The sequence below is a fragment of the Actinoallomurus oryzae genome (assembly GCF_039541955.1).
Classification (GTDB): domain Bacteria; phylum Actinomycetota; class Actinomycetes; order Streptosporangiales; family Streptosporangiaceae; genus Actinoallomurus; species Actinoallomurus oryzae.
This window is the reverse complement of record NZ_BAABHF010000058.1, coordinates 51,212-78,198: the sequence shown is the minus strand read 5'-3', so window position 1 is coordinate 78,198 and position 26,987 is coordinate 51,212. Positions and strand designations below refer to the sequence as shown.

Genomic DNA, 26,987 nt, shown 5'->3' with positions numbered 1-26,987 from the left:
CCCCACCGGCGAGGTGCGGCGGTGCAGGATCGTACTGGATGTCCGGCCGTACGGACGTGCGAACGGTGACAGCCGCGCCACGGATCGCACGTTCGCGCAGGTGGCGCATTTTCGCGTGCGGCGAGCGGTGGGGCATGGGTCGCCCGGCGGTACGAACTCCTCGGGCCGGTGACGGCCGCGACGAGCACGGATCCCTCGCCGAGAGGGCGGGATCGGCCGCGTGCTCGGTCGTGCCCGTACGCCGTCGGCGCGGCCCCCTCCGCGCACACCCGGGTACGCGCGGAGGGGAACCGGCCCGGGACGGCTCGCGTCGGTACCTCTGATGATCGATCGGAGGAGGCCTTCGCATGGTGTCGAGGCGGGCGTTCGTGTTCGGGGGCGCGGCGCTGGGCGGCGTCGCGGTCGCCGGCGGCACCGGGGCGATCCTCGTCGAGGAGGACGTCCTGCCGGGCAAGGTCGCCTTCGACCGGGCGATCGGGCGGTGCCGCACACTGCCGGAGGCGCCGGCCACCGCGGGCGTCGTCCGCCCCCTGACCTTCCACTCGCGCCGCCGGAACACCGACGTCACCGCGACCGTCGTGCTGCCCGCGGGCGTCACCTCGCCGCGCGGCCTCCCGGTCGCCGTCGCACTGCACGGGAACGGCGGCACCGGGGCGAGCGCCGCCCGCGGCCTGCGGCTCGACCGCTATCTCGCCGAGGCCGTACGGACGCGGAGCACGCCGCCGTTCGCGCTGGTGGCGGTCGACGGCGGGCCGAACTCCTACTGGCACCCGCGAGCGAGCGGGGATGACCCGATCGCGATGATCACGGACGAGCTGCTGCCGCTCCTGCGCCGTAAGGGTGCGCGGACCGACCGGTTCGGGGTGATCGGCTGGTCCATGGGCGGGTACGGGGCGCTGGTGCTCGCCGAGACGGTGGGCGCCCCGCGCATGGCCGCGATGGTCGCGGCGTCGCCCGCACTCTTCCCGTCGTACGCGAACGCCCGCAGGACCAACCATCAGGCCTTCGACGGCCCGGAGGACTTCGCCCGGCACGATGTGTTCCACGGGCTGGGCAGGCTCCGCGGCGTCCCGGCGTGGGTCGACTGCGGGACGAGCGACCCGTTCGCCCCGATGGTGCGACGGCTGCGCGACCGGCTGCGTCCCGCCGGGGCGATGACGCGCGGATGCCATGACGGCGCGTTCTGGCTGCGGCGCCTGCCGGCGCAGCTCGCCTTTCTCGGCGGCCGGCTGACATCCGCGTGATACACCGCCTGACCTGGGACGACTTCCCCGGGACACGGCGGCGAAGGTAGACTCCGTAAATGAGGTCGAATGACGCCCGGCCGATTTCATCGTGGCGTGGGCGCGTTTCTCGATGCGTTGTTCGAACAATCGGGGGGCGACCGAATTCATGGGCGATACCAAATTGATCAGTCCGGCCCTGTTGCAGCGGCACCTTCACAAGGCCGGTTTTCCCGCCACTCGCGACGAACTTCTCGCGCACGCCCGCGAAGAATGCGACCGCGTGATCGCGGCCCTGCGTGAGCTCCCGGACCGGCGCTACTCGCGGCCCGCCGAGGTGAGCCGGGCGTTCGCGGAGCTGGCGAGCGGTTATCTCGGCGATATGTCCTATCCGGCGCGCCGTGACGATCTCGCCGCGCACGCCGGGCGTCAGGACGCCCCATGGCCGGTGGTCGAGGCGCTACGGCGCATTCCGGACCGCCGGTACGACCGGCCCGAGGCGGTCGCCGATGCCGTCGCCGCAGAAGAGGAATGACCGCGCCTGACTTCGGCGCGGCGCATGGCGACGCGTCAGTCGCCGTAACCGATGAACAGAAGACGGGGGTCGGAGAATGAGCGAACGGAGCACCGTCGGACCGCACAAGGTCGTCTTGGGCACCTACAGCAGTCACGAGGCCGCCCAGCACGCGGTGGACCTGCTCGCCGAGCACAAGTTCCCGGTCGAACACGTCACGATCGTGGGCAGCGGGCTGAAACTGGAGGAGCGCATCCTCGGCCGCTGGACGCTGGGCCGTGCGCTGCTGACCGGCGCGAGCACCGGGGCGTGGATCGGGCTCCTGATCGGCATCGTCTTCTGGATCGTCACGCCCCGGGTGGTGGAGGGCGCGGTGATCTCGGGGATCATCGTGGGCCTCCTGTTCGGCGCGGCCTTCTCGGCCGTCGCCTACTTCCTCCAGAAGAGGGCGTACACGTCGATGCGGTCGGTGGTGGCGGACCGCTACGACCTCCTGGTCGACGCGGCGTTCGCCGATGAGGCGCGCCGGCTCCTGTCGGCCGTGCTGTCCACCCCCGAGAGCGCTCACTGACGAAGCGGCTCAGGGCAGGCTCTGCACCGCCAGGCCGAGGGTCTTCCACTTGACCGCCGCTTCCGCGCTGGTGACGATCGGCCAGCCCCGGTCGGCGGCCGCCCGTGCCACGTGCGCGTCGACGATGTCGCGGATGCCGGCCTGGCGGGCGGCGTCACCGATGGCGAACGCGTTGCGCTCGTCGAGGGCCAGCACGACCACCGAGGCGCTCTCCACCGCCCAGGCGAGCTCCTGCAGGCCGCGCTCGTTGGCTATGGTGGCGGCCTTCGTCAGGGCGGTCGCGGGCGCCACCAGGCTGTAGCCACGGGCAGCGACGAAGCCGACCAGCGCGCGCATGTGCTGGCTGCGGCCGGTCGCGAGATCCACCAGTGCGGGAACGTCCAGTACGCGGCCGGAGAGGTTCACCGAGTCCGCCGGGAGTCCCCGTCGCCACTCTCGAATATCCGGCGCGCCCAGTCGGTCGCCTCGTCGTCGAACGGTCCCCAGCGGCTCTCCACGGCGGCGACGAGCCGGTCGCGCGCCGCGCGGTCGCGTACGGCTTCGGAGACGTAGGCCGAGACGCTCGGCGCGGCTCCGGACGCGACGGCGGCGCGGGCGCTCTCCAGCACCTCCGCGGGTACAGTCACCGTGATCTTCTCCGTGGCCATGGATCCATGGTATGGCCAAAGCCGCGAAAAAGTATGGCTTCGCTGGTGAATCCGGTTCCGCGCGTCAGCGATCGCCCGGAAGTCCCCTGCGCGGCGAGCGTCGTACGGCGGGGCTCGGGCCGCCCGGCGGGCTCCTGGACGAAGGTCTCAGGCGGCCGGGACGACCGCGGATCCGGCGGTGAGCCGTTCGCGTTCGTTGCTCAGGCGCCGTCGGGCGTGAGCCCGGCCTGCTCGATGACCCGGTTCTCCCGGCGCCACAGCAGCCGGATGTCCTCGCGCAGCGCCGGGTCGCGGCGGACGCGCACGGCCAGCTCGGCGGAGTCGTCCGTGCCGGCGAGGCGGCCCAGCGCGGGCAGGTCGGCGAGCAGTGCCGCCAGCAGCGTGGCCTGCGCGGTCAGGCGGAACGGCCGGCCCCTCCGATCGGTGAGGCAGCCGTGCCGCCCGGCGTACAGTCCGCAGCCGACCGGCACGCCGCCCAGTGAGACGCGCACGGCGCCCGGGGTGCGCAGGCGGCGGTAGTTCGGCTCGGTGGCGTCCACGACGGCGAGCTGGTCGTCGTCGAGCCACAGGACGATGAGCCGCGCGGTGGCGCCCGGCTCGAGCACCGGGGCCGCCGGGACGTACCCGGGCCGGCTCACATGCGCGGACACGCCGGGGACGAGACCGGTCACGTCGGCGTACGTCATCGGCACCAGAACCGGGGCACGTCCCGTGAGCTTGCGGTGCACCTGGGCGGGCGAGCCGTTGGACCCGACCGCCAGAACGGGGTGCCGGTCCGCGAGCCGTGGCCCGCCCGCGCCGATCAGGGCGTCGTCGAGGGTCTCCCCGCCGGGCAGCCGCCGGCCTCCCGGCGGGGTGCCGGGCTCCTCCCGCAGCGGAAGGAAGCGGTCGCCGGTCAGCAGTCCGGACTCCGCCGGCGGCCGTCCCGGGTAGACCAGCGGATCCCCGATGGGGTCGCGGGCCAGGCCGAGCGCGCCGAGGTGCCGGGACGGGCCGGGCTCCGCCGGCTCAGCCACGCGTCACGACCAGGGCGGTGGCGTCGTCGTGGGGCTTTCCGCGCGCGGCCGGCGCGGCGAGCTCGGCCTCCCGTACGAGGTCGATCACGCGGCCCGGCCCGGCGCTCCGCAGCTGCCGCAGCAGGTCCGGCCACGTGTGGCCGAAGCGCTCGACCAGCCGCGTCACGCCGTCGCTGAGCAGCGCGACCGTGTCGACGTCCTCCCATCGGAACGTCGCGGTGACCGCCTCGTACGCGGCGGCGCGGCTGGTGCTCGCGACCCAGAACCCGCCCGGCCGGTTGCGGTGGGAGCGGACCGTCTCGAGCGTGTACGGAGGGCCGCCCGGGAGCCGCATGAGGCGGTCGTCCTCCACGACGACGACCGAGCCGTCCGTGCGCCGCACCACGACGGGCGAGTCGGCGAGCACGAGGCACTCCAGCTCGCCGCGGTCCCAGCGGGCGATCGCGACCGTCGAGGAGGGGCTGTCGGGGTTGGCCAGGTCACAGGTGTCACCGTGCGCCGCGCAGACGTCCTTGATGGCCCCGGCCAGGACGTCGGGGAGGCCGCCGGCGGACTCGGCCGCCAGGCGGGCGCTCAGCGCCGCCGCGAGCCGGTGCACCAGCCAGGCGACGTCGTGCACGCAACCGCTGTCGACGCCGGCGGGCGCGGTCGCGCCGTCGAGCACGACCGCCCAGCCGGGGCCGGCCACCACGTAATCCTCGTTGACCGCGCCGGGCGCGGCCCGCGTCGCGTAGCCCACCTGCGCCGGACGCGGGACGGCCGGCGTCTCATCGGAAGCGATCACGAGACCTCCCGCGCCGGAGGTGTGACCGGGCGCGAGGTACTGCCGGCTCGCTCGCTCATGGGCCCTCCTTCGTCGGGAGAGGGACCAGGCGCGCGTGTTGTTTGATTCGCTCGCTCCGTTCGCTCATGTCGTCCGCGATGGTAGCGAGGGCCGGTGACGAACCGGCCGGGCGTACGGGCCGACCGCCGCCGAGCCGGCGGACCTCACCCGGTGGGGCCCCGGTGAGACGCGCCCGGTCCCGGCGCCGATCGGCACCGGCCTCGGCGGCGCGGACGAAGGCGCGCGACTCGCCCAGCGCATTACCTTACGGGCGAAATGACAGGGATTATGACAAAGTTCGACCCGGCGGTTAACCCCTGAGACAGGTCCATGGCTTCGGTGATTCTGGCTTCCTCGCGCCGGTTCCGGTGCTGGTGCACGGTGTGGAGCGCGCTGGCGGTGACCGCCACGGCGGTGTGCGTCTGGGCGGCGTTCCTCGCCTACTCCCCCGCGATGGTGATGGCGGTCACGACGGGTGCCGCCCTCTCCGTCTACCCGGCCGTCCTGGCGCGCAGCCGGCTGGCCCTCACCGCCGCGGACCTGCAGGCACGGTGGCCGGGCAGCGCCGCCGGCCCGCCGATCCCCTGGCCGGAGGTGACGGGCGTCGAGCTCCGCCGTGGGCTCCTGCTGGAGAAGGTGCAGGTCATCACCGACCGGCCGCGGGTGCTCTTCGCGCCCGCGCGGTTCCGGTACCGCGCCGACCCGGTCTTCGACGCGGCCGTGGCCGAACTGGCCCGGCGCAGCGGCCGTCCCGTACGCGCCGCGCATCACCGGCTGGGCGCCGTCGCCGCCGGCGGCGCCGTGTGGGTCGGCTGTCTCGCGCTGCTGACCGCGATGGAGGCGCCGTGGAACGATCCGTCGTGGCCGTGGCGCCACGAGGCCGGGCGGCTGCCCGGCCTGTGCGCCATGTTCGCGTCGACCGCCCACGCGCTCCTTCCGCCCGGCGACCGCACGCCCGACGCCGACCTGCTCCTGCTCGGCCCCATCGAACGACAGGAGGGCTGTACCTGGAGAACCGGCGTCGTCGGGACCTTCTCGGTCGGCCTGGGCCTGACCCGCAAGGGCCCGTTCGAGAGCGCCAGCGCGACCGCGCACGACGGCTTCCGCCGTACGGTGGCCGGGGCCCGCATCCCGGACCGGACCGCCGCGCCGGTGCGCGGCCTCGCCGACGAGGCACGGGAGATCACCGACGGCACCGCCGGGATCGGCCTGACGACGGCCGACCTGATCGCACGCCGGGCCAACGTGATCGTCACCGTCCGCCTCATCGCGCCCACGTCCGTACCGGACGCCGCGCGCACGGTCGAACGGGTCGCGCGGACCGCCCTGGCGAACGTCAGGTTCGACTGACCGGGATCACGGGGAAAAGGGTTTGCGGCCAGGCTCCGGGCGAGGGTAGGACTGGTGTTCCGGCCTCGCATGAGGCCCGCGACGTACGAGAGGAGGGCAGGCCGATGCATCCGCTGATCACCGCGCTCCGCCCCCCACGGGACGTGGACCACCACTGATCCCGGCACGGACGGGCGCACGCCTCCACTGGAGAGTGGCTTGACCGTAGAACAGAACGACCTGACCCTGCGCCCGCTCACCGGGCCGGACGAACTCCCGCTTTTCACCCGGCTCCCCTACCAGACGAACGGCGAGTTCGCGGGCGACCTCGCCGCAGGGCGACGCAGACCCTCCTGGATGTGGGTCGCCCTGCGCGGCGACCGTCTCGTCGCCCGGGCCGCCTGGTGGAGCCGGCCGCACCACGACGCCCCGTTCCTCCTCGACATCTTCGACCTCGACGACACCGCGCCGGACCGGCTCGACGCGGGTACCCGCCTGTTGAGGGCGGCGATGGCCGAGGTCGTCCCGCCGGGCGCCCCGATCCCGGAGTACACCCGTTTCGTCCCACCGGACTGGCGCGAGTCGCCCGATTCGCGCCGGGCGGTCGAGGAGCGCAGGTCCGTGCTGGAGGACCTGGGCGCCCGTCCCCTCGTCGAACGTCTGCGGATGGAGTGGCGACGCGGCGGTCCCGTCCCCGAGCCGGACGGCCGGCTCGTCTTCCGTCCCGTCGGCGACGCCGAGGAGCTCATCGGGCTGATGGCCGAGGTGCTGGACGGCACGCTCGACGCCCACGGCCGCGCCGACCTGACGCGCATGCCGGCCCGCGCGGCGGCCGAGGCGCAGTACGAGGACGAGCTGACCGGCTACCGGAGCCCGCGGGAGTGGTGGCGGATCGCGACGCTGCCGGACGGCGAGCCCGTGGGGTTCGTCATCCCGGTGCACAACGGATACAACCCGACCATCGCCTACATCGGTGTACGCCCGGCCCACCGCGGACGGGGGTACGTCGACGAGATCCTCGGCGAGGGCACCCGGGTCCTCGCCGCGCAGGGCGTGGACCGGATCCGGGCGTCGACGGATGTGGGCAACACCCCGATGGCGAAGGCGTTCGCGCGGGCCGGCTACCCCCCGTACGAGCACCAGCTCGACATGACGTGGGGTTAGCGCACCCGTGGCCGCCGGAGCCGGTTCACGCGCCGTCTCCGGCGGCCCCGCCGCCCTTCTCGCCGCGGCCTGAGGGTCAGGTGCGCGCCGAGAAGGCTCGGCGGTACGTGCTGGGCGACACGCCGACGGTCCGGGTGAAGTGGTGGCGGAGGTTGGCCGGGCTGCCGAGGCCGGAGCGCTCGGCGATCTGGTCGACGGGCAGCGCGGTCGTCTCCAGCAGGGAGCGGGCGTGGTCGAGCCGGATGTTGCGCAACCAGGTCATCGGGGCGGTGCCGGTCGCGGCGCGGAAGCGGCGGATGAGGGTGCGCTCGGTGAGGTTGGCCCGCCTGGCGAGTGCCGCGACGGTCAGCGGCCGGTCCAGGCGTTCGCGGACCCAGTCCAGCAGCGGGCCGAGCTCCTCGGCGTCGTCGGGCACGGGACAGGCGTCGATGTACTGGGCCTGGCCGCCGGGGCGGTGCGGCGGCATGACGAGCCGCTTCGCCAGGGCGTTCGCGACCGCGGCGCCGTGGTCGGTACGCACGATGTGCAGGCACAGGTCAAGACCGGCCGCGGTGCCCGCGCTGGTGAGCACGTCGCCGTCGTCGGTGTACAGCACGGACGCGTCGACGCGTACCTCGGGGTGGCGGCGGGCGAGCAGATCGGCGTGCATCCAGTGGGTGGTCGCGGTCCGCCCGTCGAGGATTCCCGCGGCGGCGAGCACGAACGCCCCGGAGCACAGCGACACGATCCGCCGGCCGTTTTCGTACGCGGCGCGGACGGCGTCGACGAGCTCGGCGGGCTGGGTGTCGTGCACGCTGTGGCACGCCGGGACGATGACGGTGTCGGCGTCGGCGAGGCGGTCGAGGCCGTGCTCGGTGACGGGCGCGAAGCCCGCCGCGGTCCGGACGGCGCCGGCGGGCGCGCACACCCGGAAGTCGTACCAGGTTTCGGTCAGGCCGGGCCGCGGGTAGCCGAACACCTCACACGGGATGGCGAGCTCGAAGATCGGCACTCCGTCCGTGACGGCGAGGGCGACCGTGGGGGGTTGGGCACGCGCGTTCATGTCACGAATTTAGCGGTCGTTGTCGTTCCCGCCACTTGGCCGTCGCGCGCCCGGCCGCGAGGCTGAGGCGCATGGCAGATGAGTCGTCCGAGTCGTTCCTCGATCCCTCCGCCGAGACGGCCGCCCGCGTGTGGCGGCATGTGCTGGACGTACTCGGCGAAGAACGCGCCCGGCTGCCGGCACGGCCCGTCGGCCGGCCGGTGGACGCGGGCGCGTTGCGCAAGGCGGTGAGCGCGTACGACTTCGCCGCCCCCGTCCCGCCGGAGACGGCGGTCGACGAGGTCATGGCGTTGCTGCGCGAGACGAGCGTGCACACGGCGCACCCGCGCTATTTCGGGTTGTTCAACCCGGCGCCCACGGTGATGGGCGTCGTCGGCGAGACGCTCGCCGCGGCGGCCAACCCGCAACTCGCGGCGTGGTCGCACGCCCCGGCGGCGGTGGAGATCGAGGCGCATCTGATGCGCTTCCTCGGCCACCGGCTCGGGTACCCGGCCGACGAGGTGGCCGGGTCGTTCACCAGCGGCGGCGCCGAGGCCAACCTGACGGCCGTGCTACTCGCGCTGACCCGCACCTGGCCCCGGTACGGCACCGGCGGGCTGCGCGCACTGCCCGGCCGGCCGACGCTGTACGCCTCCGCCGAGAGCCACCTGGCCTGGTTGAAGATCGCGCACGCCACCGGCATCGGCCGCGACGCGGTCCGCCTCGTGCCGGTCGACGCCGGCCTGCGGCTGGACCTCGGCCGGCTGGCCGCCATGATCGCGGACGACCGCCGGGCCGGCGACCTGCCCTTCCTGGTGGTCGGCACGGCCGGCACCACCGGAGCGGGCGTCATCGACCCGTTGCCCGAACTCGCCGCCCTCTGCGCGGCGGAGGGCGTGCGGCTGCACGTCGACGCGGCCTACGGTGGCGCCGCGGCGCTGTCCGACCGGCTGGCCGGGGCCCTGACCGGCATCGAGCGCGCCGACTCGATCACGGTGGACGCGCACAAGTGGCTCAGCGTCCCGATGGGCGCGGGCGCCCTGCTGTGCACCGACGCCGCCGGGCTCGCCGAGACCTTCCGGGTCACCACCTCCTACATGCCGGGCGCCGTCGCCGACACCGTGGACCCGTACACCTCCAGCCAGCAGTGGTCGCGCCGGTTCATGGGGCTGAAGCTGTTCCTCAGCCTCGCCGTCGCCGGACGGACCGGCTACGCCGCCCAGCTGGAACACGACGCCGGCCTCGCCGGCATCCTCCGTCGCCGGCTCCTCGACGGCGGCTGGACCATCGTCAACGACACCCCGCTGCCCGTCGTCTGCTTCACCGACCCCGGCGCCGCCGAGCTGCCCGGCGACGCGTCCCGGGCCCACCACGCCGGGCTCGCGGACGCGGTCGTGGCCGGCGGGCACGCCTGGATCAGCCCCGTCACCCTGGACGGCCGCGCCGCGCTGCGCGCCTGCGTCATCAGCCACCACACCACCGCCGCCGACATCGAAGCGCTCGTCCGGGCCGTGGACGACGCACGTGCGCGCTCGCGCGCGTGAGGGCGTGCCGCCTCCGGCGAAGGCGGAGAATGCGGGCGTGGATGTTCCTGAGCTTCTCGCTCGTGCCTGCGCGCTCGTCCCGGGCGACGGCGGAGCGACGCCGGGCTCTCCGCCGGTCGTCCCGCCCGACGCGGCCGGCGGGCGCCGCCTGCCGATTCCCGGCGAGGGACGGCTGCGGCCGATGTGGGCCATCGGCGCGCCGTCCCCCGACGCCGGACTGCACGTGGCGCGCGTCTGGGTGGAGTCCGCACCGGAGATTCCCCCGAATGATCGCATGTCACACTCCGGCGGGCCCACCTGTCACACCTGCGGAAGCCTTCCCCTGCTGCGGAAGGCCCGCTCGAGTCACCGGTGCGAGATACACGATGGAGGAACTCGCCATGGCCCGGATCTCACTCACTCCGCCCGAGACCCTGCTCAACCGCATCGGCTCCTGGTACTCCCGGCGTACCTACGGCAAGGTGCTCGACCCCGGCCTGGCCGTGGGCCACAACGCGCGAGTGCTGCTCACCTACGTCCGGCAGGAGCGCGGTGCGGCCAGGTGGAACAAGCTCGACCCGGGTCTCAAGCACCTCGCCGTCATGGCATCGGCGGCCAGGATCGGCTGCTCATGGTGCATGGACTTCGGTCACTGGGAGGCCGACGCCCTCGGACTCCCGCTGGAGAAGATCTCCAAGGTCCCGCGGTGGCGCGACCACCGGGAGGCCTTCACCGAGATGGAGCTGCTCGTCCTGGAGTACGCCGAGGCGATGACCGAGACCGAACCCCGCGTCGCCGACGAGCTCGCCGCCGCCCTGGTCGAACGGCTCGGTGAGGCCGCCTTCGTCGAGCTGACCGCCGTCGTCGCCCTGGAGAACTTCCGCTCGCGCATGAACAGCGCCTTCGGCCTGGCCAGCCAGGGCTTCTCGGACGCCTGCGCGGTACCGTCGCAAGCGTGATCGACGCGACCACCTTCCAGGAGCACCGGCGCATGCTGTTCGGCATCGCCTACCGGATGCTCGGCAGCGTCGCCGACGCCGAAGACCTGGTGCAGGACACCTGGCTGCGCTGCAGTCAGGTGTCCGCCCCGATCGACAACCCGGTCGGCTATCTGACCCGTACGATCACCAACCTCGCGCTCAACCGGCTCGCCTCGGCGGCCGCCACCCGTGAGCGGTACGTCGGTCCGTGGCTGCCCGAGCCGCTGGTCACCCGGCCCGACGCGACCGAGGAGGTGGAGTTGGCCGAGTCGGTCTCACTCGCCATGCTCGTCGTGCTCGACACCCTCTCGCCGTTGGAGCGAGCGGTCTTCGTGCTCAAGGAGGTCTTCGGCTTCTCGTTCAAGGAGATCGCCGGAATGCTGGAGCACAGCGAGGCGTCCGTACGGCAGGTCGGCCACCGGGCCAGGTCACACGTTCGGTCCCGCCGGCCGCGCTACGACACGCCGCCCGAGGTACGGCGGCGGGTCACCGACGAGTTCCTGGCCGCCTGTCTCGGTGGCGACCTCAACCGGATGATGGAGCTGCTCGCCCCGGACGTGACGGCCTGGAGCGACGGCGGAGGCAAGGTGAAGGCCGCCGTCCGCCCGCAGCGCGGCGCGAAGAACGTCGCCCGCTTCCTCGCCGCCGTGCTCTCCCAGCCGATGGCCGACCCCCGCCTCCACGCGGTGGACGTCAACGGCCGTCCCGGCCTGCTGCTCACGGTCGCGGGCCGCCCGGACAGCGTCGCCTGCGCCGAGGTCGCGGACGGTCGGATCACCGAGATCCACATCATCCGCAACCCGGACAAGCTGCGACACCTGGCGGCGGGGCGACGCGACACGAGCGCGCCGGACGTCACGCGGAGCTGAGGCTTCGCCGGTCTCCGGGCTGTCCGTACCGGAACGTCTCCGGCGGGGTCAGGCCTTGTCCGTGAACAGCCGGTCGAGGTGCTGGTCGACGGAGGTCAGGGCCTCTTGGGGCTCGATCACGTCCAGTTCGATGAGCGGGGTCAAGCCGGTGAGCGTCAGGAGCAGGTTCGTCTCTGTCGCCGGGTCGCGGTCGGGGCCGATGTGACCATCGGCGATCGCTTGGCGGACGATCTGCTCGACGAGGTCGCGTCCATGGGTCAACCCGTCGCGTGCGCGTGCATGGAGGTTGGCGTTGTGCAGTGCCTCCAGGACGTAGGCGGCGCTCATCCGGCTCGTCGCACGCGCGTCGGGATGCAGAGGGAGCATCTCCGTCAGCATCACTCGGAGCACGTCCCGGGGGTGCGGCGGGTCGCCGAGCTCTCTGACGCCTTCGGCGACGCGCAGTGATGTCTGCTCGGACACGAAGTCCATGGCGAAGACCAACATCTCTTCCCGGGTGGCGAAGTAGTGCTGCACCGCGCCGTGGGAGATGCCCGCCTCCCTGGCGACCTCGCGGACGCTCGCGTGCGCGATGCCGCGCTGTTCCACCAGGCGCCACAGTGCTCGGGCGATCGTCTCGCGGCGTTCACGGTGATCCACCTGCTTGGGCATCGTCCCTCCTTGTTCCAATACAGTTGACATATTACTAGTGACCGGTAAAAGCCGGGAGCCGGTTCGTGGAGGAAGGGTGTGGCATGTCCGAACGACCAGGAGCACGGACCGCGGAGGGCCTCCTCGAAGGGCGCCGGCGGGGAGAGCACGCGGTGTTCCGCGGCATCCCCTACGCTCAGTCGCCGGTCGGGCCGCTGCGCTTCCAGGCGCCTGTCCCGGTCGAGGAGTGGGACGGAACGCGGCAGGCGACCGAGTTCGGGCCCGTGGTTCCGCAGGCGGGACCGACGGCCGAGAGCTCGGCCGGGAACGACTGGCTCACCCTCAACGTCAGCACCCCGGACCTGGGGACGGCCGGGCTGCCCGTGCTGGTGTGGATCCACGGTGGTGCCTACATCGCGGGGGCCTCCAGCGACCCGATGTACGACCCTGCGGCCCTGACCGGCGCGGGCCTCGTCGTGGTGAGCATCAACTACCGGGTGGCGGCCGAGGGCTTCACCCTCGTCGAGGGCGCCCCGGCCAATCGCGGGTTCCTCGACCAGATCGCGGCCTTGGAATGGGTACAGCGCAATATCGCCGCTTTCGGCGGAGACCCTGACCAGGTCACGGTGGCGGGACAGTCCGCCGGGGCGGGGTCGGTCGCGGCCCTGCTGACGATGAAGCGGGCGCGGGGGTTGTTCCGCAGGGCCATCGTGCACTCGGTGCCGGGATCGCTGTGCACCCGTGCGCTGGCGGAAGAAGTCACCGCCGCGCTCGCGGGCCGGGTCGGTGCGGCACCTGACGCCGAAGCCCTGTCCGGCATCGACCCCTCGCGCCTGGCCGGCGAGCTCACCGCCCTTGGCGCCGACCTTCCCAAGCGTTGGGGCCGGCTCTCGCAGATCGGTGTCGCCGTGTGCCCGGTCCTCGACGGCGTGGTGCTCACCGAAACACCCTGGAGGGCGCTGACCGACGGCCGTACGGACGGGATCGAGCTCCTCGTCGGCCACACCCGCGACGAATTCCGGCTGTTCAGCGTCATGATGGGGCGGCTGGGCACCTTCACTGAGGACGAGGCACACACGGCCCTGGAGCTGTTCGCCCCGGCACCGGACGGCGCCGACGCCTACCGCGCCGCCTACCCGCAGGCCACCCCCGAAGAACTGCTCGAACTGGTGTACTCCGATGCCCTCTTCCGGATGCCCTCACTGCGGCTGGCCCAGGCGAACCAGGCGGCTGGAGGCACGTCCTTTCTCTTCGAGCTGCGACTGGCGGCCCCGGCGTCCGGCGGAGTCCTGGGCGCCTGCCACAGCCTCGACGTTCCCCTAGCGTTCGGCACGCTGGACAGCCCCGCCGGTCGGCACCTCTTCGGCGACCGGCCGACGCCGGAGGTCTCGGCGGTATCCCGCGAGCTGCAGCGGGCATGGGTCCGCTTCGCCACGGCCGGCGACCCCGGGTGGCCCGCCCACCGGCCCGAGCGACAGCTGACTCGCGTCCTGGATATCGAGTCGAAGACCCTGCCTTACCCGGAAGAGGCCTCCCGCCGGATCTGGGAGCGACACGACCCGGCCCCCTTCGACCTCGCGTAGGCACGCGGAACCAGACGGAACGCGACCACGAAAAGGTTCTACGGCACCGGCCCGGTCTCCTGAGCGGTGTGGCGCAGGCCGTCGAGCAGCAGGCGTACGACCGTGTGCGCCTCGGTCTCCCAGCCGGGCTGGTCGTGGGAGGCGCAGATGCCGCCCATGGCCAGGAAGACGGTGTGCGGTGCGATGTCGGCGCGGATCGTGCCGGCCTGCGCCGCGGCGGTCATGAGCGTGGCGATCGCTTCGACCATGTCCGTTCTGGTCTGCGCGAAGACCGACGACCGGCCGTCCATGAGCGTCTGGAGGGCGACCGCCATGCCCTGGCTGTCGGCGGAGTGGGCGACGAGTTGCTCCAGGAACGCGCGGAGCGCTTCGTGTGGCGGAAGCGTGTCCAGAAGGCGCGGCGCCATGGCGCACAGGTCGTCCACACGGCTGCGGTAGACGGCCTCGATGAGAGCCTCACGGGTCTCGAAGTGCCGGTAGAGCGTGCCGACACCGACACCGGCCCGGCGGGCGATCTCCTCGATGCGCACGTTCACCTCGCCGGCGGTGAACGCCTCCCGCGCCGCGGTCAGGAGCGCGTTGCGGTTGCGCAGGGCGTGCGCGCGCAGCGGTTTCCCGGACGCCGCCGAGTCCGAAGCGTTCATCCCAGCCTCCTCCAGTGCACCGCCGGTTCCGCCTGCGATCCGAGCTTATCGGAATCTGATTCCGGTATGCTTGCCGGAATCAGATTCCGGTTTGTTGTCCCCGTGGAAGGAAGACCGGCTCATGCACTACACGACCTTCGGCCGGCGCACCGGCCTGCGCGTCTCGGAGTACGCGCTCGGCACCGCCAACTTCGGCCCAGCGCCCACCGGCGCCGGGCCGGAACGATCACGGGAGATCTTCGAGGCGTTCGCCGAGGCGGGTGGCACGTTCGTCGACAGCGCCGACCGTTACCAGGGCGGGCAGGCCGAGACCCTGCTGGGCGAGTTGCTCGCCCCCGACCGCGACCATTTCGTGCTCGCGACCAAGTACACGTGCGGCGCCGCCGGCCACAACCGGGTCGGCGAGACCGGCAACAGTCGCAAGACCATGGTCCGTTCGCTGGAGGCGAGCCTGAAACGGCTGCGCACCGACTATGTCGACCTCTACTGGGTCCACCTGCCCGACACCCTCACCCCCGTCGAGGAGATCGTCGCCGCCTTCGACGACCTGACCCGCGCCGGAAAGATCCTTCATGGCGGCCTGTCCAACTTTCCCGCCTGGCGAATCGCGGCCGCCGCGACCGGCGCCGAGCTGCGCGACCGGGCACCGATCATCGGCCTGCAGGCCGAGTACAGCCTCGCCGAGCGCACCGCCGACCGCGAGCTGCTGCCGATGGCCGAGGCGTTCGGCCTGGGCGCCGCCCTGTACTCCCCGCTGGCCGGCGGCCTGCTCACCGGCAAGTATCGGCACGGCGGAGAAGGCCGTCTGACCGCTCGGGGTGTCGGCGTGCGCGTCGAGGACGGCGAACAGAGAACCGCCGTCCTCGACGCCGTCCTCGCCGTCGCGGAGGAGAGCGGCGCCACCGCCGCGCAGGTGTCGGTGGCGTGGCTGCGTGGCCGCGCCGCCCGCGCCGCCACGCCCGTCGTCCCGGTCATCGGCCCGCGAACGCCCGCCCAGCTCGATGAGTACCTGAAGGCGCTCGACCTCGACCTGACCGACGAGCAGTACGACCGCCTCGACCGGGTCAGCGCCGTCGCGCTCGGCGTCCCGCACGAGTCGGCCACCGCGGCACTCCCCGCGACCCTCGGCGGCGACGCCGGTCGCATCCGGCGCCACCCGATTCCCGTGATCTGACCGTGCTCACCACCGGGCGAATTCGACTGTCACCTGCGCGAAGTCTCCACGAGCAGTCGTCTGGGCCGTGTTTCTTGGATCACGGGACGGGGTCGCGGAGCCAGATCTCAATGGACGCGACGTCGACGGCGCCCTGGCAGATGTCGGGGCGGACGCTGGAGCACAGTACGGGGGTGAGCGGGCCGGTCAGGCGTTGAAGACGGCCTCGGAGCGGTCGCGGTTTTCGTGCAGGTCCCAGTACAGGGGGGCGATCTGCTCGGGCGTGGCCGTCGGGCTGCCTTCCGGGGCGTCCACGACGCCCTCGCCGATCCAGACGTTGATCGCTACGTGGGCGGCGTGCACGCCGGTGCCGGCCAGTTCCTTGTTCAGGTTGATCGCCCAGTTGCGCAGGGCCGCCTGGGCGGCGTTGGCGTTGCCGAGCATCGGCACCGGGTCCACGGAACCGCCGCCGGTGGTGAACAGCAGGGTCCCGGCGCCCGCCTCGCGCATCGCGGGCAGTACCGCCTGGGCCGCGGTGACGGCGCCGTAGAAGCCGTACTCGATCATCGGCTGCAGGTTGTCCACGGTGACCTGCGAGGGGGCGGCCATGGTGAGGCCGGGCACCGGGGAGTGCGGGGCCGGCGAATACTCCAGCACGTCGATGCCGCCGAAGTGGGCCTTGGCCGCGTCCAGGGCATCGGTCAGTGAGGCGCGGTCGAGGATGTCGGCGGGGAACGCGGCTGCCGTGATGCCTTCCTGTCCGAGCTGGTCGACCAGCGTTTCCAGCTTCTCCTTGGTTCGGGCGATCAGGGCGACGTCGAAGCCTCGGCTGCCGAAGGTGCGGGCGATGGCCAGGCCCATGCCGGGGCCGGCGCCGACGATGGCGAGAGTGGGCACAGTGCGATCTCTTCCGTGTTGTGATCGCCGGGACATGCGGAGACCCGATGCCCGGCCGGTGTGTGGATCAGGTGTGTGGATCAGGCGTGGGCGGCGTGGTCGGCGTGGTCGGCGGGAACCGCGCAGCTGTCCGGGCCGCAGATCGCCGCGTCGTTGTCGGCATCGAGAACGGTCGGGTGGGTCTCGTCCCAGACCTGGCGCAGGATGCCGAGCAGGGTGTCGGTGTCCTGCGCTCCCGCGAGGGCGTACCGGCCGTCGATGACGGTGAAGGGGGCACCGGTTGCCCCGAGCCGCTGCGCCTGGTGTGCGTCTTGCTGTACCTGACGGCGGTAGCGCCGGCCGGCGAGCGCCTGGCGAGCCTGTTCACGGTCCAGACCGAGCTTGTCGGAGAACCCGAGCAGGTCGTCGAGCGTGAAGATCGACTCGGCCTTGCCGAAGTAGGCGCGGAAGAGCATGTTCCAGGCTTCGCCGTTCTTGCCTTCGGCGGAGGCGTGGGCCAGGAACTCGTGGGCCAGGTCGGTGTTCCCGACTCGGTTGTCCAGGACCCGGTAGGGGGCCAGGCCCTCGGCGGCGGCCATGCCTTCGATATCCGGTACGCCGGCCTGCCCGGGGATGGCGCCGTACTTGGCCAGCACGAATTCGCGGACGCTGAGCGTGCGGTCCTCGGGGAGGCCACTGCCCAGAGGGAACGAGCGGTGGACCACCTCTACGTGGCCGCTGTGCTCGAATCGCTCCACGGCCCGATCCAACCGATGGCCGCCCAAACCGCACCAGGGGCAGGCGATCTCAGACCAGATCTCTACCTTCATGCCCCGGACCTCCAATTCCTACTATTTGTTCGTAACGCCATTATGAGCCAGTATGGAAGGCGATACAAAAGGCACATCGGTGTGCGTGACGGAGAGGAACGGGCGCTATGCAGGACAGCGCGGGTATCGGGATGGCGGCTTCGGTCGGGCCGTGCGCGAGCATCCCCGCCGATCACATGGACTTCATCCGCCAGGTGCTCGACCGGGTGGGCGACAAGTGGAGCATGTTGATCATCGCCGTCCTGGAGGGCGGCCCGATGCGCTACACCGACTTGCAGCGCCAGATCCCGGGCATCTCCCAGCGCATGCTGACCCACACCCTCCGCCAGCTCACAGAGGACGGGTTGATCAGCCGTACCGCCTACGCCGAGGTGCCACCGCGCGTCGAGTACGCGCTCGCCCCGCTCGGCGGCGGCCTGAACGACATCGTCAAGCAGCTGATCGGCTGGGCGGCCGACCACCACGACGAGATCCGCGCCAACCGTTCCCGCGCCGGCACCACCGCCTCCTCCGCGTCCCGGTCCTGAGCCGCTGCGGCCACCGACGCCACGACAACCACCCGCATCAGAACGGCCAGTGGCGATAACCCGAGCCGGACGGTCTGGAGGCGGCCCGCCGCCGCGGCCGGGCGGCGGCCGCCGCCCGGTGGTCGACGACGATAAGCGCGCCGCGATCCCGGCCCGCCGCGCACGCGGCGCGTCCATCCGCACCATCGCCGCCGGGGTGAAGGTCTCGATCGGCTTTGGCCGCGTAGCCGGCCACCGTCACGTGCGCGGCGGCTGCGGCCGCCGCCAACTCCCCCGTATGTTCCGCGCCCAGTGGCACCAGCGGGCCGAGGCCGGCACTCCCCTGCATCCGATGACGCGTGCACGGAACCCGCACGCTGCAGCATTTCCGCTGATCAGCACGCTATAAGAGAAGGTGGCGGAGGCGTACGGGAATCGAACCCGCCCACGACGCCGAGCGCCGTGCAGTGGTTTTGAAGACCATGGGGGCCACCAGGCACCCTCCCGCCTCCGGTCGTGAGCCTACTCAGGTGGCGGCCGGGGTGCGCCAGAGGGTGGCGCGTTCGGCCGCGGTCCACAGGGTCGTGGTCAGGAGGTACAGGCCGGCGGCCAGGGGGACGTACGCGGCGATCAGCAATGTGCCGTACGGGAGGACGCGGGTCACCCGGCCGAGGACGCCTCGCGGGGCCGGTCCGCGCCGTGCCTGGCGGGAGGTCCACCAGGCCGTGAGGGCGAGCAGGGCGAACAGGCCCAGGAACACCAGGCCGTGCGGGCCGAAGGCGCCCGCGGACAGGAGCCAGCGCATGCCCAGCGGTGTGCCGAACAGCGTGTGGGCCAGCAGCAGGTTCGCGTGGCCGCCCACGGCCGGGGAGAGGAACAGGCGGTAGACGACGGTGAAGACGGGCATCTGCAGGAGCGACGGGCCGATCCCGGCCCACATCGAGGTTCCCTCGGCGCGGTAGAGGGCGCCGATCTCCTGACGCGCGCGGACCGGTTCGGCGCGGTGGCGGTCGAGGAGCTTTCTGACCTGGGGTTCCAGGCGTAGACGCGCCCGGCTCGCCCGTGCCTGGCGGACGCTCAGCGGCAGCAGCGCCAGGCGGACGTAGGCGGTGAAGACGACGATGGCGACGGCGGCGCTGAGGCCGCCCGTGAGCGGCTCCAGCAGGGACGTGAGCCCGGTGACGAGGTGGTACGCGACGCCGACGGCGGCGTCGAACGGTGCGAACATGCGGTGGGGAGACCCTTCGGCTCGTGCTCGGGAGAGGACAGGCGAAAGGGCCGCGTCCGGCGGCGGCCACGGGAGACCCGCGGTCACAGGTGTTTCACCGGCCCGGCGGTGTCGCGCCGGGCAGGAGGGGAACCGGTCAGGCGGCGCGGAGACGCGCCCCCGGTGCAGCGGTCGGGTGAAACAGACGCTGGGCGGCCCGCGTGCGGGCCGACGGTGCCCGGGGACGCGGGCGGCCCGCGGCGTCCGGGTCGCACAGCCGGACGATGGCGGTACGGCGGGCGCGCGAGCGCAGCGCCTGCGACCGCGCCGGACCCTCCGGGGCGAGCCGCACGGCCGGACGGCGTGCGGCGAGCAGCACCAGCCCGGCGACGGCGAGAGCCGCCGCGGCGAGCAGGACCCCGGACGGCGTGAGCGCGTCGGCGGCGTCCCAGCCCGCGATCAGCACCGCCACGGTGACGGCCAGGATCCGGGTCATGCCCTACAGACGCTCACCGCGTCCCGCCGGTTCCCGAGAGATCCGGACCGAGCGAACGGACGGCCGGCGCCCCTCGGCCGGGCGGGAACCCGACGGTGAGCCGACTGGGCCGACCGCCGAGCAGCGGCCCCCGACCGGGCATCAACCCGGCGCGGGTGGCCGAGGGGGCCTGTGCCGTGGCGAACGGCCGGGCGCTTGGCGGCCGGTCAGGCGTCGTACAGGGCCGCGAACGTGTCGGCGTACTTCGAGTGGATCACCCGGCGCTTCAGCTTCAGCGTCGGTGTCAGCTCCTCGCTCTCCGGGGTCCACTCGTCCGGCAGCAGGCGCCAGCGTTTGACCTGTTGCACGCGGGCCAGCCGTCCGTTGGCCGCCTCCACCGCGCGGGCGATCTCCTCCAGGACCAGCGGATGGGCGGCCAGGTCCGCCAGGTCTCCCTCGATGCCGCGCGCCGCGGCCCAGGCCGGTGCCACCTCGCCGTCCAGGGTCAGCACGGCCACCACGTAGCGCCGTCCGTCGCCGTAGGCCAGGGCCTGGCCGACCAGGGGGTGTTCCTTCAGCAGGTTCTCGATGAGCGACGGGGCGATGTTCTCCCCGCCCGCGGTGATGATGATCTCCTTCTTGCGGTCGACGACCTTCAGGAAGCCGTCGTCGTCGAGTTCGCCGAGGTCGCCGGTGTGCACCCATCCATCGGCGTCCAGCAGGTCCTCCGACGGCAGGTTGAGGTAGCCGGGCGTGCAGATGGTCCCCCGGATGAGGATCTCGCCGTCGTCGGCGATCCGGATCTCCATGCCCGGCATCGCCCGCCCGACCGTGCCGAGCTTGAAGGAGTCCGGGCGGTTCGCGGTCGCCGCGCCGGTCGTCTCGGTCATCCCGTACACATCCAGGATGCGCAGGCCCAGGCCGGCGAAGAAGCGCGCCACGTCGAGCGGCAGCGGCGCGGCGGCGCTCAGCGTCTGCCGTACGCGGTCCAGGCCGATCAGGGCGCGCATCGGGGCGAGCACGGTCTCGTCGGCGCGCTGGAACGCCTCGAGCACGGCCGGGGTCGTCTCCCGCCCGTACTCGCAGGACTCGACGTAGGCCCGCCCGGCGTCCATGGCGGCGGCGACCGCGGCGCGCCGGGAGTCGTCCTGCTCCGCCGCGAGGACGGCCTGGATGGCGGCCATCATCTTCTCCCACACGCGGGGCACGCCGAAGAAGCCGTGCGGGCGCGCCCTGGCCAGGGTGGCCGCGAGCTGGGACGGGTCGGGGCAGAAGTAGACATGCGTGCCGCGGACGACCGGCAGGTAGAGGCTGATCACCCGGTCGGCGATGTGGGCGAACGGCAGGTAGGAGACACCGACGCTGCCCGCCGGGAGCTCGGAGGTCATGTCCGAGACGCGGCACTCGTACAGCGCCATGCGGTGCGTGATGATGACGCCCTTGGGGCGGCCGGTCGTGCCCGAGGTGTAGAGCACGGTCAGCGTGGAGTCCGGCGTGAGGTCGCGCCACCGTTCGCCGCCGGCCTCCCCCATGCCCAGGAACGACTCCCACGACAGGTACGGATCGCCGGGCGGGCAGTCGTTCAGCACGATCACCGCCCGCAGGCCGGGCAGCCGGGACAGGACCGGCGCCCAGCGCTCGACTTGGGACGGCCCGTCCAGGACGGCGTACCGCGCGTCGCAGTCGCCGGCGACGTACGCGATCTGCTCGGGCGCCAGCGTCGCGTAGAAGGTGGTCGGGATGCCGCCGGCGTGCACGACGCCGAGGTCGGCCAGGACGTGCTCGGTACGGTTGGGCATCATCAGCGCGACGGTGTCGCCGGGCTCCAGGCCGAGCGCGGTGAACGCGGCGGCGATCCGCAACACGCGTTCCCGGGCCTCGGACCAGGTCAAGGTCTCCTCACCCTGGGTGAACGCGGGGGCGTCCGGATGCCGCGTCGCCGTCTCCAGCAGGGCGTCGGCGATCGTGGCACCCGCGATCGCCTTCTCGACCTCGGCCCGTTCCTCCAGCACGCCCATTTGCACGCCTCCGGTGTCAGTGCTCGCTTACAAGGCAGCATCGCACCATGTAGAACGCGATTCGGACAAGGGCTTCGACGCGATAAGTTCCATCGTGGAGAACCGACGCGGAGGGCCCCATGAACTATCGACTCACGCAGTACGCCCACGGCGGCGGCTGCGCCTGCAAGATCCCGCCGGGTGAGCTCGAGTCGGTCGTGGCCGGGCTCATCGACACCGCACCCCCGGACGACCTGGTCATCGGCCTCGACGACGGCGACGACGCGGCCGTCGTGCGGATCGAGGAGGGCAACGCCGTGGTCGCCACGGCCGACTTCTTCACGCCCGTCGTCGACGACCCGTACGACTGGGGGCGGATCGCCGCGGCCAACGCCCTGTCCGACGTGTACGCCGTCGGCGGCCGTCCGCTGGTCGGCGTGAACCTCCTGGGCTGGCCGCGCGACACGCTGCCGATGGAGCTCGCCCGCGAGGTGCTGCGCGGCGGGCTCGACGTCGCACGCGAGGCGCGCTGCCACGTCGCGGGCGGGCACAGCGTCGACGACCCGGAGCCGAAGTACGGCATGGCGGTGACCGGGCTCGCCGACCCGGCGCGGCTGCTCCGCCTCGACGCCGGGCGCCCCGGCATGCCGCTCTGCCTGACCAAGCCGCTGGGCATCGGCGTGCTCAACACGCGGCACAAGGCGACCGGCGAGGTCTTCCCCCAGGCCGTGGCGGCGATGACGACCCTCAACGCGGGTGCCTCCCGGGTCGCGCTCGATCGCGGCCACCCCTGCGCCACCGACGTCACCGGCTTCGGCCTCCTCGGCCACCTGTACAAGATGGCGCGGGCGAGCGGGGTCACCGCGGTGGTCGACTCCTCCGCCGTCGACTACCTCGACGGCGCGCGCGAGGCCGTACGGGACGGCTTCGTCTCCGGCGGCACGCGACGCAACCTGTCCTGGGTGAGCCCCCACACCGACTTCGGCTCGGTCGCGGAGGAGGACCGGCTGCTGCTGGCCGACGCGCAGACCTCCGGAGGTCTCCTCGTCGCCGGTGAGATCCCGGGCGCCCCGGTCGTCGGCGAGCTCATCGGGCGGGAAAGGCACACCCTGATCGTTCGCGGATAGATCGCCGAGGGTACGAAGCAGGCACACTCTCATGGCCGCTGCGGAGATTCGGGGGAGACCGCATGGCCACATCGGCGACCGACGCATGCCGCGAACGCCGCTTCCTGGGACATCCACGGGGCCTCGCGACCCTGTTCCTGACCGAGATGTGGGAGCGCTTCAGCTTCTACGGCATGCGCAGCATCCTCGTGCTGTTCCTCGCCGCCCCCGCCGCCCAGCACGGCCTCGGGCTCGCGGGCGGCACGGCCAAGGCGCTGGTCGGCGTGTACTCGGCCATGGTCTACCTGGTCACGCTGCCCGGCGGCTGGGTCGCCGACCGGGTGCTCGGGCCGCGCGCGTCCGTCCTGTACGGCGGTCTGATCATCATGCTGGGGCACCTCGCGATGGCGGTCCCCGGCGGCGCGGGGTTCGTCTACCTCGGCCTCACCCTGATCATCGCCGGTACGGGGCTGCTCAAGGCGAACATCGCCACGCTCGTCGGCCACCTGTACGGGGAGGGCGAGGACGCCCGCAGGGACGCCGGATTCTCCATCTTCTACATGGGCATCAACGTCGGCGCGTTCCTCGCACCGCTCGTCGTGGGCACGCTCGGGCAGAAGGTGTCCTGGCACCTCGGTTTCGGCATCGCCGCGGTCGGCATGGCCCTGGGCCTGGTCCAGTACGTCCTCGGCCGGCGGCACCTGCCCGGGGGACAGCCGTCCCGCCGGCTCGACGACCGGGAGCGACGCCACCTGCGCACGGCGGTTCTCGCCGGCTCCGCCGCCGTCGTCGCGGTCGCCGTCCTCGGCGCGGCCACCGGCACGCTCACCCTCGACAACGTGACCTGGGCGGTCGCCGTGGTCCCGCTCGGCGTCGCCGCGGCCTACTTCGCGTTCATGTTCTTCGGCAGCCACGAGATCACCCGGGAGGAGCGCGTCCGGCTGCGCGCCTACATCTGGCTGTTCGCCGCGGCGTCGGTGTTCTGGCTGGTCTATGACCAGGCGGCCACGGAGCTGTCGACGTTCGCGCAGAAGAAGACCGACCTTTCCGTGGCCGGCTGGGAGATGCCGTCGAGCTGGCTGCAGGCGGTCAACCCGATCATGGTGATCGCGCTCGCCCCGGTGTTCGCCGCCCTGTGGCTGCGGGCGGGCGACCGGCTGAGCACTCCCCTGAAGTTCACCGCCGCGATGATCCTCGTCGGCGTCTCGTACTTGATCATGATGTTCGCCGCGGCCGAGGCCACCCGCGGCGCCCGGATCTCCGCGCTGTGGCTCGTCGCCACGTACCTCGTCCAGACCACCGGCGAGCTGTGCCTGAGCCCGGTCGGGCTGTCGGTGACGACCAAGCTCGCGCCCCGGGCGTTCGCCGGCCAGATGATCGGGCTGTGGTACCTCGCCATCGCCGTGGGCGACGCCATCGGCGGGCAGCTGACCCGGCTCGCCGGCACGGTCCTGTCCGAGCCGGCCTATTTTCTGGCCCTGGCGATTCTCGCGCTCGTGACCGGAGCCGCCCTCGCCGCCGCGATCCGGCCGCTGCGGGCACTGATGGCCGAGCATCCCGCACGCGGCTGACCCGCGCCGATACCCCCGCGCGTGATTTCTCCGGCGCCACGTGACCGAAATAGGACATCGCGGCGATTCGCCGGGATCCGGACGGCGAACATCGGCGTCGAAGGTAAAGGAATGATTTGCGCAGCGGGGCGAGTCCTAGTTGGGTAAGAGGACACGTTTTGCGGGGAAAGAAGGGGCGGCCGTTCGTGCATGAGCAACCCGATGGCTACGGCCAGCAGCCGCGGGGACAGGGGCCTGGCGGCTATCCTCCCCAGCAGCCTCCGCCCTACCCGGGCGGGCAACCGGGACAGCAGCCCCCGTACGGGCAACAGCCCCCGTACGGCCAGCCTCCCTACGGCGGGCAGCAGCCTCCCGGCGGCCAGCAACCTCCGTACGGCGCCCAGCAGCCTCCCGGCGGTCCGCCGCCCTGGGGCCAGCCCGGCTCCGGCGGTTTCGGGCCGCAGGACCCGATGGGGCCCGGTGGCTGGGGTCCGCCTCCGCTTCCCGGACCGCCCGGCAAGAGCAACTCCGGGCCGATCATCGTGGTCGCGATCGTCGCGGTGCTGGTGCTGCTGGGCGGCGGCGGGGCGATCGTCTGGGCGCTCAGCGGCGACGACGGCAAGAAGCCCGTCCACCCGATAGCGGCGAGCACGCAGCCGACCGCGGAGCCGAGCTACACGCCGCCGAACGACGTGCCGAGCACCTTCCCGTCGCCGTCCGACTCCGACACGCCGTCGGGTTCGCCCTCGACGGACGAGTCGATGTTCGTCCAGGCCGGCGACTGCGTGCGCATCGCCGGCAAGGCGCCGGACCTGAAGATGTTCAAGACCGACTGCGACTCGGCGCCGTACAAGGTGCTCAAGCGGTTCTCCGGCACGTCGGACAAGAACAAGTGCAAGAGCGTCTCGGGCTACACCACGGCGTTCTGGGCCAAGAGCAAGAAGTACACCTTCCTCAGCTACGTGCTCTGCCTCAAGCGCCAGTAGCGCGGCGCGCCCGCTGGGGCACGACGGTGTACTTGGGGTCCTCCGCCGAGGCGAGCCCGGCGTAGAAGACGCCGAACCTCGTGCACAGCGCGCCCCCGGTGAGGGCGAGCCCGGACACCACCGCGACGGTACGGCTGCGGCCGGCGGCGAACGCCCCGGCCGCGCCCGCCGCCGTGAGCCCGCGTCCAAGGCGCAGCAGCGCGCCCGCGCGGCCGGTGCGGTACGGCTCGGAGATGAGCTCGGCCTGCTCGCGCATGCCCGCGCCCTTCTCCAGCGTGCCGGCCGCGGCGAGCTCCAGACCCGCGCCCAGCAGGGCCATCCGCCGGGCCGGGCCGGCCTGCCCGCGCGGGACGGCCGCCATCCCGACCGCGCCCGCGCTGGCGAGCGCGCTGCCCGCGAACAGCAGCGGCAGGTGACGGTAGCCCTCGTGCCAGGCCGGCACGGCCGTGTCGGCCATCAGCACACCGGTGTAGGTGGCCAGGACGGGACCGGTCAGCGCGGCGCCCGCGCCGGCGGCCCGGCCGAGCCACGGCGCGGCACCGGTAACCCCGGAGGCGGCCGACAGCCCGGTGAGGGCTCCGTGCGTGGCCAGCACCCACGATCCGACGCTCATCGGCGAGGTCGGCTTGAAGACCCGCAGCATGTTCAGGAACCGCTCCGGCCGGCCCAGCTCGGCGACGAGCAGCGCCGAACCCGCGGCCGCGGCCGTCGCGGCGGTGACCCGGCCGGTGAGCGAGAGCCGCCCGCGCCCGGTCGCGTCCGCCATGGCCGCCATCGCCGCCGCCGCTCCCGACAGCCCGCCGAAGTAGAGGTAGCCGGGCAGGTGGGGCGCCTGCCAGCGCGGCCGTTTCAGCACCGGCCGCCCGTAGTAGGACCCGAACTCCACGCGCGGGACCATCGCCCGCTCGCCACCGCGTTTGGGCATCAGCGCCTCCCGAGAAAGGACACGGCGACGGCGCCGGCCAGGGCCGCCGCGGCTCCCCCGGCCCACTTCCACATCGCCGGCAGGTCGCGGGTGGTCACCACCGGGTCCGGCGGCAGGCCGTAGGTCTCCGGCTCGTCCAGCAGCAGGAAGAACGCACCGTCACCGCCGACGCCGTCGTTCTCGTCCTCGCCGTACAGACGCGCCTCCGCGACGCCCTGCTCGTGCAGCTCGTCGAGGCGCGCGCGGGCGCGTTCGCGCAGCTCGTCCAGTGGCCCGTACTGGATCGAGTCGGTCGGGCAGGCCTTGGCGCACGCGGGCTCCATGCCGTCGGCGATCCGGTCGTAGCACATCGTGCACTTCCAGGCGCGGCCGTCGCCCTCACGCCGGTCGATCACGCCGTACGGGCAGGCCGACACGCAGTAGGCGCAGCCGTTGCAGACGTCCTGCTGCACGACGACCGTGGCGAACTCCGTGCGGAACAGCGCGCCGGTCGGGCACACATCGAGGCAGGCCGCGTGCGTGCAGTGCTTGCACACGTCCGAGGCCATGAGCCAGCGGGTGCCGCCGTCGCCGTCGCCGACCTCGCGGGGCCGGGACTGCTCGATGAACGCCACGTGCCGCCACGTGCTCGCACCGAGCCCGCCGGTGTTGTCGTAGGACATCCCGGTGAGCGCGAACCCATCGTCGGGGACGGCGTTCCACTCCTTGCACGCGACCTCGCACGCCTTGCACCCGATGCACACGGACGTGTCGGTGAAGAATCCGGCCCGCGCCGGCGGGTCGGCGTACCCGGCGTCCTCCGCGACGTCGTGCAGCGGCCCGTACAGGCTGTTGCTCAT

28 protein-coding genes and 1 tRNA gene are annotated in these 26,987 nt (G+C 72.6%); 14 read left to right on the top strand and 15 right to left on the bottom strand.

Annotated features, from left to right (window positions below):
• Positions 1 to 347 precede the first annotated feature (347 nt).
• The 3 genes from ABEA10_RS45025 (at position 348) to ABEA10_RS45015 (ending at position 2,308) form a co-directional block, all read left to right on the top strand.
• Positions 348 to 1,244: an alpha/beta hydrolase gene (locus ABEA10_RS45025; RefSeq protein ID WP_345474846.1), complete on the top strand. Its 897-nt coding sequence runs from the start codon at positions 348 to 350 to the stop codon at positions 1,242 to 1,244.
• 91 nt (positions 1,245 to 1,335) lie between these two features.
• Complete coding sequence (locus ABEA10_RS45020) at positions 1,336 to 1,758, top strand: DUF2795 domain-containing protein (protein WP_345474845.1); 423 nt, start codon at positions 1,336 to 1,338, stop codon at positions 1,756 to 1,758.
• Between the two features lie 76 nt (positions 1,759 to 1,834).
• Positions 1,835 to 2,308, top strand: coding sequence for a YflT domain-containing protein (locus ABEA10_RS45015; RefSeq protein WP_345474844.1), 474 nt, complete (start codon positions 1,835 to 1,837; stop codon positions 2,306 to 2,308).
• Between the two features lie 9 nt (positions 2,309 to 2,317).
• On the opposite strand, the gene ABEA10_RS45010 is transcribed toward ABEA10_RS45015, so the two are convergent.
• The 4 genes from ABEA10_RS45010 to ABEA10_RS44995 all read right to left on the bottom strand — a co-directional run bounded on the left by ABEA10_RS45010 (position 2,318) and on the right by ABEA10_RS44995 (position 4,755).
• Positions 2,318 to 2,713, bottom strand: a complete 396-nt coding sequence (locus tag ABEA10_RS45010; protein ID WP_345474843.1) for a hypothetical protein — start codon at positions 2,711 to 2,713, stop codon at positions 2,318 to 2,320.
• Positions 2,710 to 2,955, bottom strand: coding sequence for a hypothetical protein (locus tag ABEA10_RS45005; RefSeq protein ID WP_345474842.1), 246 nt, complete (start codon positions 2,953 to 2,955; stop codon positions 2,710 to 2,712). The genes ABEA10_RS45010 and ABEA10_RS45005 overlap by 4 nt, the downstream gene beginning before the upstream one ends.
• Before the next feature lie 200 nt (positions 2,956 to 3,155).
• A complete protein-coding gene (locus ABEA10_RS45000) occupies positions 3,156 to 3,971 on the bottom strand; it encodes a hypothetical protein (RefSeq protein WP_345474841.1) in 816 nt (271 codons plus the stop codon).
• The gene (locus ABEA10_RS44995; RefSeq protein WP_345474840.1) at positions 3,964 to 4,755 is read right to left on the bottom strand and encodes a protein phosphatase 2C domain-containing protein; all 792 of its coding nucleotides are present in this window, start codon (positions 4,753 to 4,755) and stop codon (positions 3,964 to 3,966) included. The genes ABEA10_RS45000 and ABEA10_RS44995 overlap by 8 nt, the downstream gene beginning before the upstream one ends.
• A 378-nt stretch (positions 4,756 to 5,133) precedes the next feature.
• Between ABEA10_RS44995 and ABEA10_RS44990 the strand changes: the two genes are divergently transcribed.
• The gene (locus ABEA10_RS44990; RefSeq protein ID WP_345474839.1) at positions 5,134 to 6,144 is read left to right on the top strand and encodes a hypothetical protein; all 1,011 of its coding nucleotides are present in this window, start codon (positions 5,134 to 5,136) and stop codon (positions 6,142 to 6,144) included.
• 198 nt (positions 6,145 to 6,342) lie between these two features.
• The gene (locus ABEA10_RS44985; protein WP_345474838.1) at positions 6,343 to 7,287 is read left to right on the top strand and encodes a GNAT family N-acetyltransferase; all 945 of its coding nucleotides are present in this window, start codon (positions 6,343 to 6,345) and stop codon (positions 7,285 to 7,287) included.
• 76 nt (positions 7,288 to 7,363) lie between these two features.
• On the opposite strand, the gene ABEA10_RS44980 is transcribed toward ABEA10_RS44985, so the two are convergent.
• On the bottom strand, positions 7,364 to 8,329 hold the full coding sequence (locus tag ABEA10_RS44980) for a helix-turn-helix domain-containing protein (protein ID WP_345474837.1): 966 nt from the start codon (positions 8,327 to 8,329) through the stop codon (positions 7,364 to 7,366).
• Between the two features lie 71 nt (positions 8,330 to 8,400).
• Here ABEA10_RS44980 and ABEA10_RS44975 point away from each other — a divergent pair, with 71 nt between their 5' ends.
• From ABEA10_RS44975 to ABEA10_RS44965, 3 genes are all read left to right on the top strand, one after another.
• Entirely contained in the window at positions 8,401 to 9,852 is a 1,452-nt protein-coding gene (locus ABEA10_RS44975) for a pyridoxal phosphate-dependent decarboxylase family protein (protein ID WP_345474836.1), read from the top strand.
• A 380-nt stretch (positions 9,853 to 10,232) separates the two neighbouring features.
• The gene (locus ABEA10_RS44970) at positions 10,233 to 10,790 is read left to right on the top strand and encodes a carboxymuconolactone decarboxylase family protein (protein ID WP_345474835.1); all 558 of its coding nucleotides are present in this window, start codon (positions 10,233 to 10,235) and stop codon (positions 10,788 to 10,790) included.
• Positions 10,787 to 11,680: an RNA polymerase sigma-70 factor gene (locus tag ABEA10_RS44965; protein WP_345474834.1), complete on the top strand. Its 894-nt coding sequence runs from the start codon at positions 10,787 to 10,789 to the stop codon at positions 11,678 to 11,680. Before ABEA10_RS44970 ends, ABEA10_RS44965 begins: the two co-directional genes overlap by 4 nt.
• 48 nt (positions 11,681 to 11,728) lie before the next feature.
• On the opposite strand, the gene ABEA10_RS44960 is transcribed toward ABEA10_RS44965, so the two are convergent.
• A complete protein-coding gene (locus tag ABEA10_RS44960; RefSeq protein ID WP_345474833.1) occupies positions 11,729 to 12,331 on the bottom strand; it encodes a TetR/AcrR family transcriptional regulator in 603 nt (200 codons plus the stop codon).
• 83 nt (positions 12,332 to 12,414) lie between these two features.
• Here ABEA10_RS44960 and ABEA10_RS44955 point away from each other — a divergent pair, with 83 nt between their 5' ends.
• Positions 12,415 to 13,893, top strand: coding sequence for a carboxylesterase/lipase family protein (locus tag ABEA10_RS44955; protein WP_345474832.1), 1,479 nt, complete (start codon positions 12,415 to 12,417; stop codon positions 13,891 to 13,893).
• Between the two features lie 38 nt (positions 13,894 to 13,931).
• Here the strand turns inward: ABEA10_RS44955 and ABEA10_RS44950 are convergent, their stop codons facing one another.
• The gene (locus tag ABEA10_RS44950; RefSeq protein WP_345474831.1) at positions 13,932 to 14,537 is read right to left on the bottom strand and encodes a TetR/AcrR family transcriptional regulator; all 606 of its coding nucleotides are present in this window, start codon (positions 14,535 to 14,537) and stop codon (positions 13,932 to 13,934) included.
• A 121-nt stretch (positions 14,538 to 14,658) separates the two neighbouring features.
• On the opposite strand from ABEA10_RS44950, the gene ABEA10_RS44945 reads away from it, so the two are divergent.
• The gene (locus ABEA10_RS44945; protein WP_345474830.1) at positions 14,659 to 15,711 is read left to right on the top strand and encodes an aldo/keto reductase; all 1,053 of its coding nucleotides are present in this window, start codon (positions 14,659 to 14,661) and stop codon (positions 15,709 to 15,711) included.
• A 186-nt stretch (positions 15,712 to 15,897) separates the two neighbouring features.
• Here the strand turns inward: ABEA10_RS44945 and ABEA10_RS44940 are convergent, their stop codons facing one another.
• Positions 15,898 to 16,587, bottom strand: a complete 690-nt coding sequence (locus ABEA10_RS44940; RefSeq protein WP_345474829.1) for an SDR family NAD(P)-dependent oxidoreductase — start codon at positions 16,585 to 16,587, stop codon at positions 15,898 to 15,900.
• A gap of 80 nt (positions 16,588 to 16,667) precedes the next feature.
• On the bottom strand, positions 16,668 to 17,396 hold the full coding sequence (locus ABEA10_RS44935; RefSeq protein ID WP_345474828.1) for a DsbA family oxidoreductase: 729 nt from the start codon (positions 17,394 to 17,396) through the stop codon (positions 16,668 to 16,670).
• 107 nt (positions 17,397 to 17,503) lie between these two features.
• Here ABEA10_RS44935 and ABEA10_RS44930 point away from each other — a divergent pair, with 107 nt between their 5' ends.
• Positions 17,504 to 17,923, top strand: a complete 420-nt coding sequence (locus ABEA10_RS44930) for a winged helix-turn-helix transcriptional regulator (protein ID WP_345474827.1) — start codon at positions 17,504 to 17,506, stop codon at positions 17,921 to 17,923.
• Positions 17,924 to 18,318: 395 nt separating this feature from the next.
• Here the strand turns inward: ABEA10_RS44930 and ABEA10_RS44925 are convergent.
• The 4 genes from ABEA10_RS44925 to ABEA10_RS44910 form a co-directional block, all read right to left on the bottom strand.
• Positions 18,319 to 18,414, bottom strand: a tRNA-Sec gene (locus ABEA10_RS44925).
• Positions 18,415 to 18,428: 14 nt separating this feature from the next.
• Positions 18,429 to 19,130: a YidC/Oxa1 family membrane protein insertase gene (locus ABEA10_RS44920; RefSeq protein ID WP_345474826.1), complete on the bottom strand. Its 702-nt coding sequence runs from the start codon at positions 19,128 to 19,130 to the stop codon at positions 18,429 to 18,431.
• 136 nt (positions 19,131 to 19,266) lie between these two features.
• Positions 19,267 to 19,605: a DUF6412 domain-containing protein gene (locus ABEA10_RS44915; RefSeq protein ID WP_345474825.1), complete on the bottom strand. Its 339-nt coding sequence runs from the start codon at positions 19,603 to 19,605 to the stop codon at positions 19,267 to 19,269.
• Positions 19,606 to 19,811: 206 nt separating this feature from the next.
• Positions 19,812 to 21,602: an AMP-dependent synthetase/ligase gene (locus tag ABEA10_RS44910; protein ID WP_345474824.1), complete on the bottom strand. Its 1,791-nt coding sequence runs from the start codon at positions 21,600 to 21,602 to the stop codon at positions 19,812 to 19,814.
• 119 nt (positions 21,603 to 21,721) lie between these two features.
• Here ABEA10_RS44910 and selD point away from each other — a divergent pair, with 119 nt between their 5' ends.
• From selD to ABEA10_RS44895, 3 genes are all read left to right on the top strand, one after another.
• The gene (gene selD, locus ABEA10_RS44905) at positions 21,722 to 22,708 is read left to right on the top strand and encodes a selenide, water dikinase SelD (protein WP_329234417.1); all 987 of its coding nucleotides are present in this window, start codon (positions 21,722 to 21,724) and stop codon (positions 22,706 to 22,708) included.
• Between the two features lie 62 nt (positions 22,709 to 22,770).
• A complete protein-coding gene (locus ABEA10_RS44900) occupies positions 22,771 to 24,258 on the top strand; it encodes a peptide MFS transporter (protein ID WP_345474823.1) in 1,488 nt (495 codons plus the stop codon).
• A 185-nt stretch (positions 24,259 to 24,443) separates the two neighbouring features.
• Positions 24,444 to 25,223 carry an LppU/SCO3897 family protein gene (locus ABEA10_RS44895; RefSeq protein WP_345474822.1) on the top strand — a complete coding sequence of 260 codons (780 nt, stop codon included), beginning with the start codon at positions 24,444 to 24,446 and terminating at the stop codon, positions 25,221 to 25,223.
• Here ABEA10_RS44895 and nrfD read toward each other — a convergent pair.
• Together nrfD and ABEA10_RS44885 are read right to left on the bottom strand one after the other, a co-directional pair.
• On the bottom strand, positions 25,210 to 26,148 hold the full coding sequence (nrfD, locus tag ABEA10_RS44890) for an NrfD/PsrC family molybdoenzyme membrane anchor subunit (RefSeq protein ID WP_345474821.1): 939 nt from the start codon (positions 26,146 to 26,148) through the stop codon (positions 25,210 to 25,212). The genes ABEA10_RS44895 and nrfD overlap by 14 nt on opposite strands.
• The gene (locus ABEA10_RS44885; RefSeq protein ID WP_345474820.1) at positions 26,148 to 26,987 is read right to left on the bottom strand and encodes a 4Fe-4S dicluster domain-containing protein; all 840 of its coding nucleotides are present in this window, start codon (positions 26,985 to 26,987) and stop codon (positions 26,148 to 26,150) included. The genes nrfD and ABEA10_RS44885 overlap by 1 nt, the downstream gene beginning before the upstream one ends.

Bases quoted from the DNA above. Each gene is read 5' to 3' on its own strand.
- selD (WP_329234417.1), top strand. From the start codon at position 21,722: ATGAACTATCGACTCACGCAGTACGCCCACGGCGGCGGCTGCGCCTGC.
- ABEA10_RS44930 (WP_345474827.1), top strand. From the start codon at position 17,504: ATGCAGGACAGCGCGGGTATCGGGATGGCGGCTTCGGTCGGGCCGTGC.
- ABEA10_RS44980 (WP_345474837.1), bottom strand. From the start codon at position 8,329: ATGAACGCGCGTGCCCAACCCCCCACGGTCGCCCTCGCCGTCACGGAC.
- ABEA10_RS45015 (WP_345474844.1), top strand. From the start codon at position 1,835: ATGAGCGAACGGAGCACCGTCGGACCGCACAAGGTCGTCTTGGGCACC.
- ABEA10_RS45025 (WP_345474846.1), top strand. From the start codon at position 348: ATGGTGTCGAGGCGGGCGTTCGTGTTCGGGGGCGCGGCGCTGGGCGGC.
- ABEA10_RS44955 (WP_345474832.1), top strand. From the start codon at position 12,415: ATGTCCGAACGACCAGGAGCACGGACCGCGGAGGGCCTCCTCGAAGGG.
- ABEA10_RS44915 (WP_345474825.1), bottom strand. From the start codon at position 19,605: ATGACCCGGATCCTGGCCGTCACCGTGGCGGTGCTGATCGCGGGCTGG.
- ABEA10_RS44945 (WP_345474830.1), top strand. From the start codon at position 14,659: ATGCACTACACGACCTTCGGCCGGCGCACCGGCCTGCGCGTCTCGGAG.
- ABEA10_RS44975 (WP_345474836.1), top strand. From the start codon at position 8,401: ATGGCAGATGAGTCGTCCGAGTCGTTCCTCGATCCCTCCGCCGAGACG.
- ABEA10_RS44900 (WP_345474823.1), top strand. From the start codon at position 22,771: ATGGCCACATCGGCGACCGACGCATGCCGCGAACGCCGCTTCCTGGGA.
- ABEA10_RS44910 (WP_345474824.1), bottom strand. From the start codon at position 21,602: ATGGGCGTGCTGGAGGAACGGGCCGAGGTCGAGAAGGCGATCGCGGGT.
- nrfD (WP_345474821.1), bottom strand. From the start codon at position 26,148: ATGCCCAAACGCGGTGGCGAGCGGGCGATGGTCCCGCGCGTGGAGTTC.
- ABEA10_RS44935 (WP_345474828.1), bottom strand. From the start codon at position 17,396: ATGAAGGTAGAGATCTGGTCTGAGATCGCCTGCCCCTGGTGCGGTTTG.
- ABEA10_RS44970 (WP_345474835.1), top strand. From the start codon at position 10,233: ATGGCCCGGATCTCACTCACTCCGCCCGAGACCCTGCTCAACCGCATC.
- ABEA10_RS44920 (WP_345474826.1), bottom strand. From the start codon at position 19,130: ATGTTCGCACCGTTCGACGCCGCCGTCGGCGTCGCGTACCACCTCGTC.
- ABEA10_RS44950 (WP_345474831.1), bottom strand. From the start codon at position 14,537: ATGAACGCTTCGGACTCGGCGGCGTCCGGGAAACCGCTGCGCGCGCAC.
- ABEA10_RS45005 (WP_345474842.1), bottom strand. From the start codon at position 2,955: ATGGCCACGGAGAAGATCACGGTGACTGTACCCGCGGAGGTGCTGGAG.
- ABEA10_RS44960 (WP_345474833.1), bottom strand. From the start codon at position 12,331: ATGCCCAAGCAGGTGGATCACCGTGAACGCCGCGAGACGATCGCCCGA.
- ABEA10_RS44885 (WP_345474820.1), bottom strand. From the start codon at position 26,987: ATGAGCAACAGCCTGTACGGGCCGCTGCACGACGTCGCGGAGGACGCC.